Genomic DNA, 18,119 nt, shown 5'->3' with positions numbered 1-18,119 from the left:
AAGGGATCCGCCGGCACCGGTTAACGTCCCGTCATCCCCGGCCGGGGCGAGGGCCACCGGGTCCTTCCATGACGCCGGGGGGACATACGGCGACATCTGCGCGGGCCGGGCACGCGAAGGCCCCCGCCGTGCGGTGCACGACGGGGGCCGGTGGCGCAGGCCAGGACCGTGGGTCAGGCGGAACCGATGCGGTAGGACCGCGACGGCGGGGTGGCGTTGACCTCCCACTCGCCGATGATCCGCGCGCGGTAGATGAGCGGATTGTGGCTGGCCAGCACGCGCGCGTTGCGCCAGTGCCGGTCCAGGCGCCTCGACTGGCTCGTGGCCGAGGCCCCGCCCACCTCGAACAGCTGGGTCGCGGCGGCCAGCACGTTCTTCGCGATCACCTGCTGGGCCTGGTAGACGCGGACGTACAGGGCGTTGACGTCCTCCTCCGGCAGCACCTCGCCCCCGGCCTCGCGTTCGAGGATTCCTCCCAGGGCGGTGACCACCGCGTCGAGCGCCACGCGGGAGGCGAAGGCCGCCGAGGAGAGCTCACCGACCACCTGCAGCACCTGGGCGTCGTCACGGGGCAGTTCGGTCACCCCGTGACTGAAGGACCGGCGCCGGCCGCGTACGTAGTCCCCGGCGTCACGCACGATCGCCTCGGCGATGCCCGTCAGGGTCGCCAGGTGCAGGAACTGCCAGGACGCCTGGCCGGTGGCCACGCGGGTGCCGTCGTCCAGGCCGGAGGTGTAGACCTCCTCCGGGTCGACCGGGGTGTTGTCGAACACCGTGGTCCCCGAGGCCGTGAGCTGCTGGCCGAACCCGTCCCAGTCGTCCAGGAGCCGGACACCGGGGGCGTCCGCGGGCACGGTCGCGGCGATCTCCTCACCGCGGGCGTCGACCGCCGCCACGATGATCCAGTCCGCGTACAGGGACCCGGTCGAGTAGTACTTGGTGCCGTTGAGCCGCCAGGTGCCCTCGGCGTCCTGCACCAGCCGGGTGGTCCCCTCCCCCACCGCGTTGTTGACCTCGGTGATGGCGTTCCCGACGACGGCCCCCGCGCCCAGACGGCGCAGCCAGCGGTCCCGGAAGGCCGCGTCCGGGTGGCCCAGCACGTTCTCCTGGTTGATCAGGTGGGCACGCAGCGCCTGGGTCAGGTTGGAGTCCGCGGCGGCGAGCTCGACGATCAGCTCCGCGGACTGGGCGAAGCTCAGGCCGGCGCCGCCGTACTCCACCGGCACGCGCAACGAGGTGAAGCCGGCCTCGGCGAGGCGGCGCACGGCGTCGCGGTCGATGATCCGGTCCGCCTCCCGCGCGGCCGCGCTCGATGCGATGGACCGGAAGACCGGGTCCAGGCGCTCGCGGACCTGCACGAACCGCGCTGCGGACCGGTCGGCGGGGTGGTCCGCGGGCCGGCCGGGTGTCCCTGCCGTGGCCGGGGAACCGGCGAGCGGGGCGCGTCGTTCGGATGTCGTGGTCATCATGCTCCTTCGGTGGTGGATGCGGTGGGCGCTCCCGCGCCGGCGGCCGTGGCGCCGGCCCGCGGGTCGGAGTTGCGGGCGGTGGAGTGGAACGGCGGGACGGTGCCGTTGATCCGGTGGTCCCCGACCGCCTGGGTGCGGTAGATCAGCGGGGTGTGGCTGGCGACGGTGCGGGCGTTCAGCCAGTGCCGGTGCAGGTGCCGCGAGGCGTCCGTGGCGGAGGCGCCACCGGACTCGAAGATCTGGTTCGTGGCCTCGAGGATCAGCTCCGAGACCACGACGGTGGCCTCGGACAGGGCGACGTTGGCGCGGGTGTGGGCGTCCAGCACCACCGGGTCCTCGAGGTCCAGGTGGCCGCGCACGCTCCGGTAGGAGTCCTCGACGACGGCGGCGGCACCGGTCACGATGTGCCGGGCGGCGGAGACCTTGGCGGAGACGGAGCCGATGACCTGGTGGACCAGCGGGTCCTCGGCAGGGGTCTCGGCGGTGGCGTGGTCGTAGGTGCGCCGGCGAGCGCGCACGAAGTCCGTGATCGAGGACAGCGCGGCCACGCCGATGCCGGCCTGCGTGGCGGCCAGCACGACCCACAGCACCGCATAGGCCAGCACACCGGTGGGGACGTTGAACTCCTGGGTCCGGTGCGCACGCACGGGGACGTCGTCGAAGGTGGTGGTGCCGGAGGCGGTGAGTCGCTGTCCGAAGCCGTTCCAGTCATCGGTGCGCGTCACGCCCCGGTCCCTCGCGTCCACGATGGCGAAGATCGGTCCCTCGTCCTCGCGGCCGGGCCGGGTGGCCGTCACCAGCAGGTAGTCGGCGAAGACGGCCCCGGTGGAGTAGAACTTGTCCCCCGTGATCTCCGCGATCTCGGTGTCCCCGACCGCCGCGGCCGCCTGGGCGGTGTCCGGGTCCACGTCGACCCAGCGCACGGGACGCCTGCCCGCGGAGGGCGGCAACTCGACGAGGGCGTTGCCGAAGATCCTCCCCGCGGCCACCTCGGCGAGCCACCACTCCGACACTGCTCCCTGGGACTCGTTCTGGTGCTGCTCGGTGAACATGAAGTGCCCGTGCAGGGCCTGCGGCAGGTTCGAGTCCGCGGCGGCCAGGTCCACCAGCAGGCCGGTGAGCTGGGGAAGGCTGGCCCCGATCCCGCCGCGGTCGCGGGCGAGGCGGACCCGGGTGAATCCCGAGCCGCGCAGGTGCTCGATCGCGGCGAAGGCCAGTTCGTGGTCCTGCTCGCGCTGGTGGGCCCCTTCGGCGATGAGCCGGAAGACGGGGGCGAAGTGCTCGCTGAGCTGCGCGTCCGTGGGCGGTGTCCCGGCGGTGGCGGCCCTGAGCTCCTCGAAGCGGGGCAGTCCGGCCCGGGGGGCGTCACCGGGGACTGGGGTGTCCTGCGGGGTGGCGGTGTGGGTCACGAGGGAGCCTTTCGGTCATCCGTGGCACCCGGGGCCCGTGCGGGCCGCGCGGGGGATGCCCGGCCCGCGGCCGCGCGTGGTGTCCCCCGAGGTGGTGCCGTACTTGCCCGCAGCGGTCGCGTACGGGCCGAATCATCACCTGGAGCACCCCACTACGGAAGAGAGGGTTGCCGTCCGGCCAGCCAGGGCTTGACACCGGATCTCGTGATTCTGCAGCCACCGTAGGCGGCGGCCTGCGCCGGGCCAACCGTCGGGGTCATGTTTCGCCACCGCGGGTCACATAGCCCGCCCGTCCCGCTCGCGCACCCCGCGGATGACGCCCGATGACGCCATCAGGACATCGGCACCGGGTGACGTCGCCGGCACGGCATCCTCGTCACGGGGTGGGGCACGCCCCCCGGTGCGGGCGGTCCACCGCCCCTCGGTGGGCTCAGCCCGCCGCCGGGGCGCCGTCCCCGTCCTGCAGCGCCCGCAGGGTGTTCTTGCGGATCTTGCCGGTGGCGGTGCGCGGCAGCTCCTGCACGAACTCGACCCGGTCCGGGACCTTGAACCCGGCCAGGCCCTGCCGGCAGTGGGCCCGCAACTCGTCGGCGGTGACCTGCGCACCGGCCTCGGTCACCACGAACGCCACCGGGCGCTCACCCCACCGGTCGTCCTGGACACCCACCACGGCCACGTCGGAGACCTTCGGGTGGGCGTGCAGCACGCCCTCCACCTCGATGGAGGAGATGTTCTCCCCGCCGGAGATGATGATGTCCTTGGCCCGGTCCATCAGCTGGATGTAGCCGTCCGGGTACATCACCCCCAGGTCACCGGTGTGGTACCAGCCGCCCCGGAAGGCCTCCGCGGTGGCCTCGGGATTCTTGAAGTACTCCTTCATCACGCCGTTGCCGCGCAGCACCACCTCGCCGAGGGTCTCGCCGTCGGCGGGCACCCGGTTCAGGTCCGCGTCCATGACGGCCACCTCCCCGGCGTGCACCATGGGCACGCCCTGCCGGGCCATCAGCCGTGCCCGCTCGGCGGCGGGCAACCGCGCCCACGCCGGCTGCGGCTCGCAGATGGTGAACGGACCGTAGACCTCGGTCAGCCCGTAGACGTGCACGGGGGTGATGTTCAGCGACTCCAGCGCCTCGATGACCGACGGCGGCGGTGCGGCCCCCGCGGTGGTCATCCGCAGTTCCCGGTCCAGGGGGCGGGCGCGCTCGGACTCGTGGATCATGGCGCACACGATCGGCGCCCCGCACAGGTGGGTGATGCCCTCGTGGTCGAACGCGTCCCAGATGGCGTCCTGCCGCACGGCCCGCAGACAGACGTGGGTGCCCGCCGCGGACGTCACGGCCCACGGGGTGCACCAGCCGTTGCAGTGGAACATCGGCAGGGTCCACAGGTAGCGCGTGGCCCCGGTGTAGCCGTTGTGGAACACCGCGCCCTCGGCCGCCAGGTACGCGCCGCGGTGGGTGTAGAGCGCGCCCTTGGGCGGTCCGGTGGTGCCGGAGGTGTAGTTCAGGGTGATCGGTGCCTGCTCGTCCGCCACCCGCCAGGGCAGTTCGGGGCCGGCCGACCCCTGGGCGAGGAAGTCCTCGTAGGTGAGCGAGCCGGCGTCGGGGTCCACCGGGCCGGCGTGCCCGGCGTCGGTGTCCACGATCTCGACCACCAGGGGGGCCTGCGGGAGGTTCCCGACGACGTCGCGCACCGTGGCCACGACGTCACCGTCCGCGAACACGACCCGGGCCTCGGAGTGCTCCAGGATGTAGGCCAGCTCCCGGGCGGTCAGCCGCGGGTTGAGCGGGCTGAGCACGCCCCCGGCCAGGGGCACGGCGAAGTGCGCCATGAGCATGGCCGGGATGTTCGGGGCGATCACCGTGACCGTCTCACCCGGCTGGATCCGTGCCCGCACGGCCCGGGCCAGCTGCTGGACCTCCGCGGCGAACTCGCGGTACGTGGAGCGGCGGGCCCCGTAGACCACGGCCTCGCGGTCCGGGAACACGGCGGCGGCCCGGCCCAGGAATCCCAGGGGCGTGAGGGGTTCGGTGGAGGCGGCGTGGACGTCTGCCGGGGCGGCCGGTGCGGGCCCGGGCTGGGCCTGGGGCGGATGCTGCGTCATGGCGGGCTGTGTCATGGAGGTGATCCTCTCAGGCGAAGGCGGAGACGCCGGTCAGGTCGCGGCCGATGATCAGGGCCTGGACGGTCTCGGTGCCCTCGTAGGTGTGCAGGGCCTCGATGTCGGCGAAGTGCCGGCCGACCTCGTGGCGGATGAGGATGCCGTTGCCCCCCAGCAGGTCCCGGGCGTCCTGGGCGATGGACCGTGCGGCCCGGGTGGCGGAGTACTTGGCCAGGGACGCCTGGGGCCCGGTGAGGGTGCCGCGGTCCTCCAGCTGCGCGGCCCGCAGCACGAGCAGCTGGACCTGGGTGAGCTGGGAGAGCATCCGGGCCAGGCGCTCCTGGACGATCTGGGAGGCGGCGAGCGGGCGGCCGAACTGCCGGCGCTGCTGCACGTACTGCAGGGCGCCCTCGAAGCAGCCCAGGGCCTGGCCGACGGCGGACCAGGCCACGCCCACGCGGGTGGAGAACAGCACGCGGGAGGTGTCGCGGAAGGAGGTCGCGTCCGGCATCACGTGGTCCTCGGGGACGAACACCCCGTCGAGGGTGATGTCCGCCTGGTGGATGGCGCGCAGGGCGATCTTGCCCTCGATGACACCGGCCCGGTACCCCTCGGACTCCTGCGGGACGATGAAGCCGCGGACCTTCTCGTCCTCGGTGGAGCGGGCCCACACCACGGTGATGCCTCCGCTGGCACCGTTGCCGATCCACTTCTTGTGGCCGTTGAGCAGCCAGCCGCCGGCGGTGGGCGTGGCCGTGGTCTCCAGGCCGACGGCGTCGGAGCCGTGCGTGGGCTCGGTCAGCGCGAAGGAGCCGAGCAGCTCGCCACGGGCCAGGGGCGTCAGGTACCGCTGCTTCTGCTCCTCGGAGCCGCACAGTTCGATGGAACGCATGGCCAGCCCGCCCTGCACGGCCACGACCGTGGCCAGGGAGCCGTCCCCGCGCGAGAGCTCCATGGTGGCCAGGCCCGCGGCCACCCGGGAGACCTCCGGCAGCCCCTCCACCGCCACGCCGTCGCGCAGCAGGTCCATCCGGCCCATCTGCCCGACCAGGTCCAGCGGGTACTGCGCCAGGTCCCACGCCCGGTGCATCTGCTGCAGCACCTGGGGGGTGACGAACTGGCGGGCCCGGCGCCAGAGCGCCAGTTCCTCGTCCGGCAGGTCGGCGAAGACCGCGTAGGCGTCGGTGTCCAGCGCCGCGCTGACGTCGTAGTCGGGCTCCGCGGTGGGAAGCTGCGGGCGATCGGTGGGTGCCGACACGTCGGACTGGGTGGTCATGGGGGCCTCCGGAGACGTTCAGGGTGACGCCCACCACTATCCGATGACACCCAGTCTCATGTCAAGAGACGCGGTATCATGAGCGCATGGACCAGCGCACCGCCCCGCAGACCCTGACCGCCCTGCTGCGCCTGCTGGACGCCCAGGGCTGGGACGGCACCACCGTGGACGAACTGGCCCGCGAGGCCGGGATGAGCCGGGCCACCTTCTTCCGGACGTTCGGCGGCAAGGAGGACGTGGTGTTCGCCGACCACACGGACATGCTCACCCGGCTCGAGGACTTCCTGGCCGGCACCGACCATGACACCGCCTCGGCCCTGCGCGAGGGGTTGCTGCTCGTCTTCCGCCATCACCTGGAGGATGCCGACCGCACCATGGCCCGCCACCGGCTGCTGCGCCAGTCACAGGCCCTGCGCAACCGGGAGCTGCTGACCTCGCACCGCTACGAGGCGGTGTTCCGCCACTGGCTGGCCGACCGCCTGGCGGCCACGGGCGCCCTCGCTGACGAAGCCGACGTCGGGCCCCTCTCGGCGGCACTGGCCGGAGCCTGCGTGGCCCTGCACAACTCCTACCTGCGCCGGTGGCTGCGCGAACGGGACGACACCCTGCGGGAGGAGTTCTCCGCGCAGGCCGGGCAGCTCATCCGCGTGATGCTGCAGGGCTACCGGGAGCCGGCGGCCGCCGCCGAGGCGCCGGCGCAGCGGCCCGTCGCCGTCGTGACGGTGGTCGGGCAGCACGCGGACACCGAGGAGATCGTGGACGCGGTGCGCCGGGCGCTGGGCTGAGGCCGGAGGGCACCCCGGCCCGGGCCGGGGTCAGGCATAGGCCGGCTCGGCCCGCTTGACCCGGCCGATCACCCACATGGTCACCGGGGACAGCACGATCTCGACGACCGACTTGAACACGAAGCCGACCACCACGTAATTGAGGAACGTCGGCACGTCCGTGATGCCGATGACCCCCGCGGCGATCGAGCAGAACACGAGGGTGTCCAGGAACTCGCCGACGAGCGTGGAGGCGGCGATGCGCCCGAACAGCTGCCGCTCCCCCGCCCGGCGCTTCAACCGGACCATGAGCCAGGAGTTCGCCAGCTGGCCGACGAGGAAGCCGAGCAGGGAGGCCAGCACGATCAGGGGCACGGGGGCCAGGGTGCGCACGAGGGCGTCCTGGCCGTCGTACCACTCGGCGCCGGGCAGGGCGATGATCACCCAGTAGCAGCCGGCGGCGAAGACCGAGAGGGCGAAGGTCGTGATGATGGCCCGCCGCGAGGCCCGGAAGCCGTACACCTCGGAGACGACGTCACCGATGATGTAGGCCAGCGGGAACAGGAAGAAGCCGCCGTCCGTGACGATCGGCCCGAAGGTCACGCCCTTGGAGGCCCCGATGTTGGACAGGATCAGCACGGTGGCCATCACGGCGGTGAACACGGCGTACAGGCCGGTGCCGGTGGGGGCGAAGCGGGCCGCGGTTCCCGACGGCGGCGCGTCCCGAGGCCGGTCGGGCGCCGGTGCGCCGCCGGACTGGCCGTCGGACTGGCCGTCGGACTGGCCGTCGGGCCGATCCTCCGGCCAGGCGGCAGGGTGGACAGGATGGTGGTCTGCGGGGGTCATCGATTCCTCTGAGGTGGTGGTTCGCCTGGCGGACGGCCGGCTGTATTAGCACTCACGGTCCTCCGGACACGGCGGTCGGCGGTCTCCACGACCCCGCACTCACCCGCTGCCCCGGGTGGCGTCGGAAGGACGGTCCATTGTTTCACAGCGGCCGGCGCCGACCCCGCGCGGGGGCCAGCCGGAGGCCGCCCCGGCCCCGGGGCGTCGCGGCCGGGACTCGCCTGAGCAACGTCTACGCTCGGATCATGACGACCCCCCGATGGACCGCCCTCACCCCCCTGGTCCGCGAGCGCCGCTTCGGTGTCATCGACCGGCCACGGCTGGCCGAGCACCCGGCCTTCGCGGCCGCCTCGACGGCTGCGGTGGTGGGGTTGAGCCTCATCGACCCGCGCCGCCTGGACGGTGCCGCCCGGGCCGCGTACCGCCTGGCGACCGCCGCCTTCACCGGTGGCTACGTGGCCGCCACCGTGCCGGCGGACCTGCCGGTGGCCACCGAGACGCGCGCCGCCGTCGGGACGGCCGCGGGCGGCCTCGCCCTGGGACTGGCGGACCAGTTCGAGCGGCTCGACGGGCGGATCTCCGACTGGCTGACCCAGCGCGGGGTGAACCGCCCGCGCTGGGTGATGGCCGGGCTGGGTGCGGTGGGCGCACTGGCCGGATACGCCTGGGACCGCGCAGAGGGGAGGCGGTGGCTGTCCGTCCTCGAGGCGGCCGGGGACGCCGAGACCGGGATGGACCTGCGGCCCGTGGCCCCCGAGGTGCGCGCGGTCCTCGAGGCACTGCTGGTCGACGGCGTGCCGGGCGTCGAGGCCCTGCGGCGGCAGCTGGACTCCGTCCGGGAGCAGTGGCAGGGCGAGGGGTTCTCCCCGGACGCCTGGTTCGAGGTGCACGAGGACGCCCCGCGCATCGCCCCGCGGACCCAGGTGTGGCCCGTGGCCGGGCTCGTCCAGTGGGGCGGGGCCTGGTTCGAGGCCCGGCTGCAGGTCCACCAGGGCCGGCTCGAGTCGCTGTCCCTCACCGTCGCCGACGACCAGCGCGGCGGCGAACCCGGCGAGGCGGCCGCCTCCGGACTGCTGGACCGGTGGCCCCGGGTGGAGGAACTGGAGATCGCGGTGGAGACCCCCGACCCGGTCCGCTGAGCCCGCGACGGCCGGCCCCGCAGGATCCGGGGGCGGGATCAGCGCAGGTGGGCGGGCGCGTCGTCCAGCGGCCCGGCGCCGGCCAGGTGCCGGGAGTTGTGGACGGTCATCAGGCGGATCTCCGCCTCGGAGTAGCCGTGCTCCAGCATCAGGTCCGCCACGATGGCCAGGCCGTCCTCGACCGGCGGGTTGAAGGGCTGGCCGAGGTCGGTGGAGATGACGGAATTCTCGATGCCGGCCCCGCGGATGTTGGCGTGCCAGGTGTCCCAGGAGACCTTCCCGGTCAGCGGGGTGGTGAGGCAGCGCTCGAGGAACACGCCCTGGGCGGCCAGCGACTGCTGCGCCTGTAACCCCATCCGCTGGGAGGTGAACTCGGGGTGGGTGATGATGATCCGCTCGACCCCTGCCGCCCGCGCCGCCGGGACGAGGGCGGCCGACTCGTCCTGGTGGAGGTGGCCGGTGGCCAGGACCATGGAGTGCTTGGCCATGACCTGGAGGACCTGGGCGGTCCGGGAGGTCGGCGTGCCGTCGCGGTCGAGGACCTGGACGGCCTCCGCCTTCATCCCGGCGTCCTCGAGGTCCTGCTGGAGCTGCGCCCACATGGGCGGGGTGGCCCCCTCGGGCTCCTCCGCCAGGCAGGAACGCTGGTTGTCCGAGTCCACGGTGGGGAACCAGACGACCCTCGCCCCGCCACGGCCGGCGATCTCGACCGCCACCGGGTTCATGCCACCCACCGAGGCGTTCAGCGTGATCGCGCCCAGGGCCTCCACTTCGGGGACGAGACGGCGCACGTGCTCGGCGCGCTCCGCCGTCGGGACGTAGTGGGACTTGATGACGAACCCCGCCAGGCCCAGGTCCCGGAAGCGCCCGGCCAGGGCGATGTCGTCGATGCGGCGCGTCATGACGTCGGGCGCCACGTGGACGTGGAGGTCGTAGGCGCCCCGGACCAGTTCCCGGGCCCGGGCCGAGGGGACGGGATGCGGGCTCATGGCACCAGCATAGGCAGCGGCCGACTGGATTGCCAGCAAAGTTGTTGACAATAAGAACCCCTATCGGGAGAGTTAATGTGATCCAGTTCATAGCCGACCATTCGGGAGAACGGCACTCATGACCTCCTCACCAGCCACCGCCTCGGGCCCGTCGGCCTCGACCCGCCGGACCCCGACCCCGCACGAACGACGCAAGGTCCTGGGCGCCAGCTTCATCGGCACCGCGATCGAGTGGTACGACTTCTTCATCTACGGCTCCGCCGCCGCCCTGATCTTCGGGCCGCAGTTCTTCCCCTCCGAGGAACCCATCACCGGGACGCTGGCGGCGTTCGCGACCTTCGCCGTGGGTTTCATCGCCCGCCCGATCGGCGGACTGCTGGCCGGCCACTTCGGGGACCGGATCGGTCGGAAGAAGATGCTGCTGATCACCATGCTCGTGATGGGCGGGGCCACCGTGGGGATCGGCCTGCTGCCCAACTACGCCAGCATCGGCGTGTGGGCACCGATCCTGCTGGTCCTGCTGCGCTTCACCCAGGGCCTCGGCGTCGGGGGCGAGTGGGGCGGGGCGGTGCTCATGGCCGTGGAGTACGCACCGCGCAAGCGCCGGGCCCTGTACGGCGCCTTCCCCCAGATGGGCCTGCCGGTGGGCATCATCGTGTCCAACCTGGTCTTCATCGTGGTGACGGCCTCGCTCGCCCCGGAGGCCTTCGCGGCCTGGGGCTGGCGAGTGCCGTTCCTGCTCTCGGCGGTGCTCATCCTCGTGGCGCTGTACCTGCGCTTCAGGGTGGAGGACTCCCCCGTCTTCCAGCAGACCCAGGAGCGCCAGGAGGTCGACCGCTTCCCCCTGGGGCGCCTGTTCCGCGACCACGGTGGCACCACGGTGCTGGCCGGGCTGGCCTCTGCCGCGCCCCCGGCCATCGGCTACATCTACTCCGTGTACATGCTGGCCTACGGGACGAAGGCCCTGGGACTGCCCCAGCCCGCCATGCTGTGGCTGATCGTCGGCGGCGCCGTCATCCACCTCGCCACGGTCCTGCTCGGCGCGGTGCTGGCGGACCGGTTCGCCCAGAAGCCGGTGTTCGTCGCCGGTGCCGTCCTGGTCGTCGTGGGGGCCTTCCCCTTCTTCTGGCTCGTCGACACCGCCCAGCCAGTGCTCATCCTGCTCGGCTTCGCACTGGTGCTGCTGGCCCAGTCCCTGATGGCCGGCCCGCAGGCCGCCCTGATCGCCGAGCTGTTCCCCGCGAACGTGCGGTACTCGGGGGCCTCCACGGCCTACCAGATCGGCTCCATCGTCGGTGGCGGCTTCGCCCCGCTCATCGCCACCAGCCTGTACGCCGCCTTCGGGGCCTCCTGGCCGATCTCGCTGTACATCCTCGTCCTGGGCGTCATCGCCCTGGCGTGCATCCTGCCGCTGAGGACCGGACGGTACGACGCCTCGGCGGAGGCCGCCTGACCGGCGCCCGTACCTCACCCACCAGGGCCCGTCCTCCAGCCGGAGGGCGGGCCCTGTGCCTGCGCCGCCCTTCCGCCGCCCTTCCGCCACCTTCCGCCAGGCGACAGCCGGCGCGGGCCCGGCACGCCGGGCCCGCGGTATCGACGGGACTGCTTCCGGGGAACGGAAAACCCGTGGAGCGGCCCCCGGGCTCCACGGGACAGTAGTGGTCAACCCCGCACACGAACGACCCACCACCCGGAGGAACCGATGACCCACCACCTGGACAACCTGCGCAGGACCCTGGATGCCGATGGCTACGTCCTGACCGTGGACGACAGCAGGGACGACCTGCTGGACGTCCGGATCAGCGCCCGGGACGGCATCTGCAGCGACTGCCTGGTGCCCAAGCACCTCATGGCCACCATGATCGCCGCCGCCACCGGCCGCGCCAGTGAGACGATCCGCATCGCCTACCCGGCGGAGGTGCGCGACGACGGCACGCTCGTGGGCGCGGACGGCTGAGTCCCCGCGCAACACACAGGGCGGCGGTGCGTTGATCGCACCGCCGCCCTGTGGTGTCCGGCCCGCCGGTCGCGGGGGTACGGGTCCGGTCGGCATCCGCGCCCTCGCCCCACGGGGACAAGCACGCGCCCAGGCCCGGAGGAGGGGCCCGGCCGCGCGCCGCTCGCCGTGGTTCAGCCCGTGGCGACGTCGAGGGCCTGCCGGGACAGGGGATGCCCCCGGGTGGGCAGGCCCTGGTCGTCCAGCGGGAAGTGGCAGGACACCTGGTGGCCCGGGCCCATGTCCTCCAGGACCGGCGCGCGCTCCGCACAGACGTCCTGGGCGAACGGGCAGCGGGTCCGGAAACGGCACCCGGAGGGCGGATCCAGCGGGCTGGGCACGTCTCCCTTCAGGGTGACGGGTCTCCTGGCCACCCCGGTGTCCGGGTCCAGGCCGGGGACGGAGTCGAGCAGGGCCTTCGTGTACGGATGCCGAGGGGCCCGGTAGATCTCCTCGGAGGGGCCGATCTCCGCCAACTGCCCCAGGTAGAGCACGCCGACCCGGTCGCTGACCTGCTTGACCGTGGCCAGGTCATGGGCGATGAACAGGTAGGACAGGCCCAGTTCACGGCGGAGGGTCTCGAACAGGTTGATCACCTGCGCCTGGATCAGCACGTCGAGCGAGGAGATCGCCTCGTCACAGATGATGACCGCGGGGTCCAGGGCGATCGCCCGGGCGATCGCCACCCGTTGCGCCTGGCCGCCCGAGAGCTCCATGGGGCGCCGGCGCAGGTAGGTCTCCGGCCGCAGGCCGACGAGCTCCAGCAGCTCCCTGACCCGCTCGCGGCGCTGGCCCGCCGTCAGCCGGGTATGGCTCACCAGCGGCTCGGCGATGACGTCCTCGATGCGCCACCGTGGGTTCAGCGAGCCGAAGGGGTCCTGGTACACCATCTGGAAGTTGGCCCAGACCTTCTTCAGGTCGCGGTGCCTGACGGTGGTCAGGTCCCGTCCCTGGAACATCACCGTGCCGGACTTGGGCCGTTCCACCTGGATGACGGCGCGGGCCAGCGTGCTCTTGCCGGAACCGGTCTCCCCCACGATGCCCAGCGTCTCCCCCGGCATCAGGTCGAAGGACACGTCCGAGACCGCGTGGATCACACCCTCCTTCACGCCGCCCGGGCCCCGGCTCTCGAATTCCTGGACGATGTTGCGGACGGCCAACAGCGGTTCGGCGGAAGAGCCCGCCCGCTCCTCGGCCCGCTCGGTCGTCACCGTGGTGTCGGTCATCGCGTTCCTCCTGGGATCTCGGCCGCCGGGGCGGCGGCCACGGGCACCTCGTGCCCGGTGACGGGATGCCAGCAGGCGTAGGAGTGCTCGGGTTCGTGCATGTCCAGGGGTGGAGCGGTCAGGCAGGTGTCGTCGGCCTTGGCGCACCGCGGCCGGAACGGGCACCCCTGGACCGGGCGGCCGGGGTCCGGCGGGTGACCGCCCACCACCGAGAGCAGCGTGTGGGACGGGTGCGAGATCTGCGGGATCGCCTCGACCAGCGCCCGCGTGTAGGGCATGCGCACGTTCGAGAACAGGGTCTGGGTGGGGGCGCGTTCCACCACCTGACCGGCGTACATCACCATGACCTCGTCCGCATAGCTCGCCGCCAGCCCCAGGTCGTGGCTGATCATGACGACCGCCGTGCCCAGCCGCTCGCGCAGGTCCACCAGCAGGTCCATGATCTGTGCCTGCGTGGTGACGTCCAGGGCCGTGGTCGCCTCGTCGGCGACCAGGACGTCCGGCTCGGAGGCCAGGGCGATGGCGATCACCACCCGCTGGCGCATGCCGCCGGAGAGCTGGTGGGGGAATTGGTGGACGCGCTTCTCCGGAGCGGGCATGCGCACGAGGCGCAGCAGCTCCAGGACCCGCTCCGCGGCCTGCGGGCGGGACACCTGCTGGTGGGTCCGCACGGCCTCGGCGATCTGTGCGCCCACCGACATGGTGGGGTTCAACGACCGGGCCGGGTCCTGGAAGATCATGGAGATGTTCATCCCCCGGACCCGTCGCATCTGCTTGTCGCTCATGCCCACCAGCTGGCGCCCGTCCAGCACCGCCGACCCGCTGACCGCCGCGCTGGGCGGCAGCAGGCCCATCAGGGCCCGGACGGTCACGGACTTCCCGGACCCGGACTCCCCGATGATGGCCAGCATCCGGCCGCGCTGGACGTCGAAGGAGACGCCCTTGACGGCCCGGATGCGCCGGCCGTGGCGGGTGAAGGTCACCCGGAGGTCCTCGACCGACAGGACCGGGCGATCACCCACCCCGCCCCTCGGCGCCGACTGTTCCACTGAGGTTCCCACCACGCTCATCGTCCACTCATCTCATCTCGGATGTTCTCGCCCAGCAGGTTGAAGGACAGCACCGTGGCCAACAGGGCCAGGCTGGGCCACAGGACCAGCAACGGGGTCGCCGACATCGACTGCTGGCCCTCGTAGATCATGTTTCCCCAGCTCGGGTTGGGAGCCGGGATACCCAGCCCCAGGAAGCTCAGCGCACCCTCCGTGACGATGACGATTCCCATCCCGAGCATCGCGAAGTTGAGCATCTGGGGCGTGATGTTCGGGGCGATGTGCCGCAGCAGGATCCGCCAGGCCGGACTGCCGCTGAGCTCCGCGGCCTGGACGAACGGCATGGTCTTGATCCGCAGCGTCGCCGAGCGGGCGACGCGGGCGACGGCCGGGATGCTGAAGGCCGTCAGCGCCAGGATCGTGTTCGGCAGGCTGGGCCCGAGCGCCTGGGCGATCGCGATGGTCAGCACCAGCGAGGGGAAGGCGATGAAGACGTCCAGGACGCGCATGATGACGTTGTCCACCCAGCCACCGGCGTAACCGGACAGTGCTCCGATGCCACCGCCGACCACGAGCCCGATCAGGTTGACGGAGATCGCCACGAGCAGCGAGGACTGCCCGCCGTGCAGCAGGCGTGAGAGCACGTCATTGCCGTTGATGTCCGTGCCGAGCGGGTGGGACGGCGAACCGGGCGGCAGGGCGCTGTTGAGGATGTCTCCGCCCACCGGTGGATGCAGGGGCAGGACCAGGGGGCCGACGAAGCACGCCAGGATCAGCAGTGCGACGAAGCCGAGCGGGATGCCCAGCACCAGCCGTCGGCGGATACCGGCCCAGCGCAGGGACCCGCGTTCGGGGTCCAGGACGTCCGGCGCCGGCACCGCGACGACGGCGGCAGCGGGGGCTTCAGTGACTGCCATAGCGGATCCTCGGGTCGAGTACGGCGTACATCAGGTCAACGAAGAGATTGGCCAGGATGGCCACGGCGGCGAACACGAACACGCACATCTGCACCACGGCGACATCCCGGGACATGGCACCCTCGAGCATCATCATTCCCATGCCGGGCATGGCGAAGATCTGCTCGATGATCACGGTGCCGCCCACCAACGTGCCGATGTTCAGCCCGACGATGGTGAGCAGGCCGAAGGAGGAGTTCCGGAAGGCGTGCAACCACAGCACCAGCCACGGGCCCACGCCCTTCGCGCGGGCCGTGTCGATGTAGTCGGCCGCGTTAATCTGCTCCACGAGGTCCCCGCGCAGGAACCGGGTGTAGAACGCCGCCAGGGGTACCGCCAGGGCCAGGACCGGGAGCAGGACGGAGCGCAGGTTGGGCAGCAGCCCCTCCTCCAGCGGGACGAAGCCGATGGCCGGCAGCATGCGCAGCATGATGGCGAACACGAGGACCAGGAGCATCGCCAGGACGTAGTTCGGCACGGCCAGCATGGTCATCGACACGACCATCACGGTACGGTCGAAGATGCCGCCGGGACGGCGGGCGGCCATCAGGGCCACGGGGATGGCGATGAGCAGGGACACGGCGAACGCCAGGGTCACCAGTTCCAGGGTCACGGGGGCACGGTCGCCGAGCATGTCCACGACCGACTGCCCACTGACGGACGACCGGCCGAGGTCTCCCCGGAAGATGCCGAAGAGCCACCCGAAGTAGCGTTCGACGGGGGACTTGTCGAGTCCCATCCGGCGCCGCACGGCCTCGACCTGTTCCTCCGAGGCGTCCATGCCCGCCTGATTGCGGGCGGGGTCTCCCGGCATCAGTTCCAGGAGCAGGAACACCAGGACGCTGACCGCCAGCAGGAGGGGTATGGCCATGAGCAGCCGCCTGGCCAGCAGGCGGACGAAGGGCGACCCCGCCCCGCTCCGCCCGAACCCGCGATCGGCGTCCGGGCGGCGCGGGGCGTCCAGGACGGAGGCACCGGTCATTGCTCGACCCAGACCCGGTCGTACAGGACCGTGGAGTTGACCGTGAGCGCCGGGATCGGGGTGGTCAGGCCCGGCCCGTGGACTCCCTCACGGACCACCTGGGCCGGGGAGAAGGCGAAACCGAACGGGCCGTACGCCTCATCGGAGATCAGCTTGGCCGCCTCCTGGTAGTACTGGCCACGCTCCTGCTCGTCGACCGTGCCGACGGCCTCGGCGAGCACGTCGTCGAGTTCGGTGGTCAGCCCCTGGTTGAAGGCCTCCGTGGCGTTGGCCGCACCGTCCGGCAGCGGAGTGCCGCTGAACGGTGAGCTGGAGCCGAACCGCACGGAGACGCCGATGCCGGCGGCCGGCTCCCAGGCGCCGGCGGTCTGCAACATGGACTCCCACTCACCACTGGTGAACTTGGTGATCACGTCGCCGAGGGGCTGGGCCTCGATCTCGACGTCGATGCCGGCCTCCGCCCACTGCGTCTGCAGTGCCGTGGTCACCGACCGGGCGGTCACGATGTCCGTGGTCCCCAGGTTGACGGTCAGCCCGCCCAGTTCCTCGACGATCTGCCGTGCCTTCTCCGGGTCATGGGTGCGGTACCCCTCGACCTCGGGCTGGTGGAACAACCCGCCGGAGGCGGTGAAGCTCTGGCTCATGTCACCCTGCCCCTGGAAGAGGCCCTCATTGATGGCCTCGAAGTCGGTGGCGTAGTAGATGGCCTCACGGGCGCGCTTGTCGTCGAAGGGTTCCTGACGGGTGTTCAACTGGATGACGTAGGGGGAGGTCGGTGCGCCCAGGGTGGTCGTCAGGTCCGGGTTGTTCTGGGCCTGGGTGATCAGGGTGACGGCCGAGAGGCCCTCGATCGCATCCCCCTGGCCGGCCTGCAGGGTCTGGTAGGCCACCTGGTCACCGGCCACGGACTGGAAGGTGAGATCGTCCAGGTAGGGCAGCCCCTCCTTGAAGTAGTCCTCGTTCTTCTCCAGCGTCAGCTTCTCGCTCAGGCTGTTCTGGACCACCTTGAACGGCCCGGCCGCGACCGGAGTGCGGCTGAATTCCTCCGCGCCCAACTCCTTGTAGGCCGTGGGCGAGCCGATGAGGTTCATGTTCGTGGACGGCATCGTGTTGACGAACGCACCGTTGGGGTCGGCGAAGTGGATGGTCAGGGTCTGGTCGTCCACGACCTCCAGGGCGCCGAGGCGCTGCTCCACCAGCTTCTTGTCCACGTCGTCCGGCAGGGAGGCGTAGAGGTCGTCCAGGAACTGCTGGTCGAGCTCGGGCGCCTCCCGGGTCATGTCCAGGGCGATGCGTGGGGCGCCCGTGCTGCCGGCGCTGAGGTGCCGGATCCAGTTCCAGAGCACCGCCTGGGCGTCCATCGGGGTGCCGTCCGTGAAGGTGATGCCCTCACGGATCTTGATGGTGACGCTCTTGCCGTCCTCGGCGTACTCGAAGCTCTCGGCCTGGTTCGGCACGATCTGCGCGTCCTTGCCCTCCTCATCCGCCTCGAGGGTGAACAGGCCACCGAAGATCGCGGCGTTCTGCCCCAGGTTCGCACCGACGGTGTTGCTGGTCGCGGGATCCAGCCCGGTGGACCAGCCCCCGCCGAACCCGGCGTCCATGAGGACCGTCAGGTCGCCGCCGGCCTGCGGCTCGGCCTGGGCCGCGTCCGCGGCGTTCTCCGCGGGCTCTCCGGCTGATCCGCACCCGGAGAGGACCAGGCCTGCGGTGAGGGTGATGGCCGCGGCCCCGTAGAGCCGACGACGGGTGCCAGGGCGGCGGGGGTTGCTGTTCATGAGGACTCCCAGGGGAAGACGGTAGGGGTACGAGCGGGTCGTGCACGGGACCGGTCACTTGTGATCCAGGTCACGTCTGGTTGTTCTGTGAGTGTGGCCGAGCGGTTGAGTGGGTCACCACGCGCTTTCCGTCCGGCGA

Annotated in this window: 15 protein-coding genes and 1 riboswitch; of the genes, 4 read left to right on the top strand and 11 right to left on the bottom strand. The window is 71.7% G+C overall.

Annotated elements, in window-relative coordinates; genetic code table 11:
* Positions 1-173: 173 nt before the first annotated feature.
* From PLJ28_RS05435 to PLJ28_RS05420, 4 genes are all read right to left on the bottom strand, one after another.
* Positions 174-1,469: an acyl-CoA dehydrogenase family protein gene (locus PLJ28_RS05435; RefSeq protein ID WP_324589953.1), complete on the bottom strand. Its 1,296-nt coding sequence runs from the start codon at positions 1,467-1,469 to the stop codon at positions 174-176.
* Positions 1,466-2,878: an acyl-CoA dehydrogenase family protein gene (locus PLJ28_RS05430; RefSeq protein ID WP_183530161.1), complete on the bottom strand. Its 1,413-nt coding sequence runs from the start codon at positions 2,876-2,878 to the stop codon at positions 1,466-1,468. The genes PLJ28_RS05435 and PLJ28_RS05430 overlap by 4 nt, the downstream gene beginning before the upstream one ends.
* Before the next feature lie 94 nt (positions 2,879-2,972).
* A riboswitch (SAM riboswitch) is annotated at positions 2,973-3,088 on the bottom strand.
* 220 nt (positions 3,089-3,308) lie between these two features.
* On the bottom strand, positions 3,309-4,997 hold the full coding sequence (locus PLJ28_RS05425) for an AMP-binding protein (RefSeq protein WP_255459796.1): 1,689 nt from the start codon (positions 4,995-4,997) through the stop codon (positions 3,309-3,311).
* A gap of 13 nt (positions 4,998-5,010) precedes the next feature.
* Positions 5,011-6,255 carry an acyl-CoA dehydrogenase family protein gene (locus PLJ28_RS05420; protein ID WP_183530163.1) on the bottom strand — a complete coding sequence of 415 codons (1,245 nt, stop codon included), beginning with the start codon at positions 6,253-6,255 and terminating at the stop codon, positions 5,011-5,013.
* A gap of 86 nt (positions 6,256-6,341) precedes the next feature.
* On the opposite strand from PLJ28_RS05420, the gene PLJ28_RS05415 reads away from it, so the two are divergent.
* Positions 6,342-7,040, top strand: a complete 699-nt coding sequence (locus PLJ28_RS05415; protein ID WP_183530164.1) for a TetR/AcrR family transcriptional regulator — start codon at positions 6,342-6,344, stop codon at positions 7,038-7,040.
* A 30-nt stretch (positions 7,041-7,070) separates the two neighbouring features.
* On the opposite strand, the gene PLJ28_RS05410 is transcribed toward PLJ28_RS05415, so the two are convergent.
* On the bottom strand, positions 7,071-7,865 hold the full coding sequence (locus tag PLJ28_RS05410; protein ID WP_183530166.1) for a queuosine precursor transporter: 795 nt from the start codon (positions 7,863-7,865) through the stop codon (positions 7,071-7,073).
* Between the two features lie 245 nt (positions 7,866-8,110).
* On the opposite strand from PLJ28_RS05410, the gene PLJ28_RS05405 reads away from it, so the two are divergent.
* On the top strand, positions 8,111-9,004 hold the full coding sequence (locus PLJ28_RS05405) for a hypothetical protein (protein ID WP_183530168.1): 894 nt from the start codon (positions 8,111-8,113) through the stop codon (positions 9,002-9,004).
* 38 nt (positions 9,005-9,042) lie between these two features.
* Here PLJ28_RS05405 and PLJ28_RS05400 read toward each other — a convergent pair whose 3' ends face one another.
* Entirely contained in the window at positions 9,043-9,993 is a 951-nt protein-coding gene (locus PLJ28_RS05400; protein ID WP_183530170.1) for a DUF6282 family protein, read from the bottom strand.
* Between the two features lie 118 nt (positions 9,994-10,111).
* Between PLJ28_RS05400 and PLJ28_RS05395 the strand changes: the two genes are divergently transcribed.
* Positions 10,112-11,446 carry an MFS transporter gene (locus tag PLJ28_RS05395; RefSeq protein ID WP_183530172.1) on the top strand — a complete coding sequence of 445 codons (1,335 nt, stop codon included), beginning with the start codon at positions 10,112-10,114 and terminating at the stop codon, positions 11,444-11,446.
* A 249-nt stretch (positions 11,447-11,695) separates the two neighbouring features.
* Entirely contained in the window at positions 11,696-11,950 is a 255-nt protein-coding gene (locus tag PLJ28_RS05390; RefSeq protein WP_183530174.1) for a hypothetical protein, read from the top strand.
* A 173-nt stretch (positions 11,951-12,123) separates the two neighbouring features.
* Here PLJ28_RS05390 and PLJ28_RS05385 read toward each other — a convergent pair whose 3' ends face one another.
* From PLJ28_RS05385 to PLJ28_RS05365, 5 genes are all read right to left on the bottom strand, one after another.
* Positions 12,124-13,215, bottom strand: a complete 1,092-nt coding sequence (locus tag PLJ28_RS05385) for an ABC transporter ATP-binding protein (protein ID WP_183530176.1) — start codon at positions 13,213-13,215, stop codon at positions 12,124-12,126.
* Entirely contained in the window at positions 13,212-14,198 is a 987-nt protein-coding gene (locus tag PLJ28_RS05380; protein WP_221243877.1) for an ABC transporter ATP-binding protein, read from the bottom strand. The genes PLJ28_RS05385 and PLJ28_RS05380 overlap by 4 nt, the downstream gene beginning before the upstream one ends.
* An 83-nt stretch (positions 14,199-14,281) precedes the next feature.
* A complete protein-coding gene (locus PLJ28_RS05375; RefSeq protein ID WP_183530180.1) occupies positions 14,282-15,181 on the bottom strand; it encodes an ABC transporter permease in 900 nt (299 codons plus the stop codon).
* On the bottom strand, positions 15,168-16,202 hold the full coding sequence (locus PLJ28_RS05370; RefSeq protein ID WP_324589952.1) for an ABC transporter permease: 1,035 nt from the start codon (positions 16,200-16,202) through the stop codon (positions 15,168-15,170). Before PLJ28_RS05370 ends, PLJ28_RS05375 begins: the two co-directional genes overlap by 14 nt.
* Positions 16,199-17,980 carry an ABC transporter substrate-binding protein gene (locus tag PLJ28_RS05365; RefSeq protein ID WP_183530184.1) on the bottom strand — a complete coding sequence of 594 codons (1,782 nt, stop codon included), beginning with the start codon at positions 17,978-17,980 and terminating at the stop codon, positions 16,199-16,201. The genes PLJ28_RS05370 and PLJ28_RS05365 overlap by 4 nt, the downstream gene beginning before the upstream one ends.
* Positions 17,981-18,119 lie beyond the last annotated feature (139 nt).

It is taken from the genome of Citricoccus sp. (assembly GCF_035445025.1).
Taxonomy (GTDB): Bacteria; Actinomycetota; Actinomycetes; order Actinomycetales; family Micrococcaceae; genus Citricoccus.
Note: the sequence above shows the minus strand (reverse complement) of the source record. Positions and strands in the feature narration are given on the sequence as shown.

Excerpts from the sequence above, each read along its gene's own strand:
- PLJ28_RS05435 (WP_324589953.1), bottom strand. The coding sequence starts at position 1,469 with ATGATGACCACGACATCCGAACGACGCGCCCCGCTCGCCGGTTCCCCG.
- PLJ28_RS05425 (WP_255459796.1), bottom strand. The coding sequence starts at position 4,997 with ATGACACAGCCCGCCATGACGCAGCATCCGCCCCAGGCCCAGCCCGGG.
- PLJ28_RS05420 (WP_183530163.1), bottom strand. The coding sequence starts at position 6,255 with ATGACCACCCAGTCCGACGTGTCGGCACCCACCGATCGCCCGCAGCTT.
- PLJ28_RS05415 (WP_183530164.1), top strand. The coding sequence starts at position 6,342 with ATGGACCAGCGCACCGCCCCGCAGACCCTGACCGCCCTGCTGCGCCTG.
- PLJ28_RS05410 (WP_183530166.1), bottom strand. The coding sequence starts at position 7,865 with ATGACCCCCGCAGACCACCATCCTGTCCACCCTGCCGCCTGGCCGGAG.
- PLJ28_RS05405 (WP_183530168.1), top strand. The coding sequence starts at position 8,111 with ATGACGACCCCCCGATGGACCGCCCTCACCCCCCTGGTCCGCGAGCGC.
- PLJ28_RS05400 (WP_183530170.1), bottom strand. The coding sequence starts at position 9,993 with ATGAGCCCGCATCCCGTCCCCTCGGCCCGGGCCCGGGAACTGGTCCGG.
- PLJ28_RS05395 (WP_183530172.1), top strand. The coding sequence starts at position 10,112 with ATGACCTCCTCACCAGCCACCGCCTCGGGCCCGTCGGCCTCGACCCGC.
- PLJ28_RS05390 (WP_183530174.1), top strand. The coding sequence starts at position 11,696 with ATGACCCACCACCTGGACAACCTGCGCAGGACCCTGGATGCCGATGGC.
- PLJ28_RS05385 (WP_183530176.1), bottom strand. The coding sequence starts at position 13,215 with ATGACCGACACCACGGTGACGACCGAGCGGGCCGAGGAGCGGGCGGGC.
- PLJ28_RS05375 (WP_183530180.1), bottom strand. The coding sequence starts at position 15,181 with ATGGCAGTCACTGAAGCCCCCGCTGCCGCCGTCGTCGCGGTGCCGGCG.
- PLJ28_RS05370 (WP_324589952.1), bottom strand. The coding sequence starts at position 16,202 with ATGACCGGTGCCTCCGTCCTGGACGCCCCGCGCCGCCCGGACGCCGAT.
- PLJ28_RS05365 (WP_183530184.1), bottom strand. The coding sequence starts at position 17,980 with ATGAACAGCAACCCCCGCCGCCCTGGCACCCGTCGTCGGCTCTACGGG.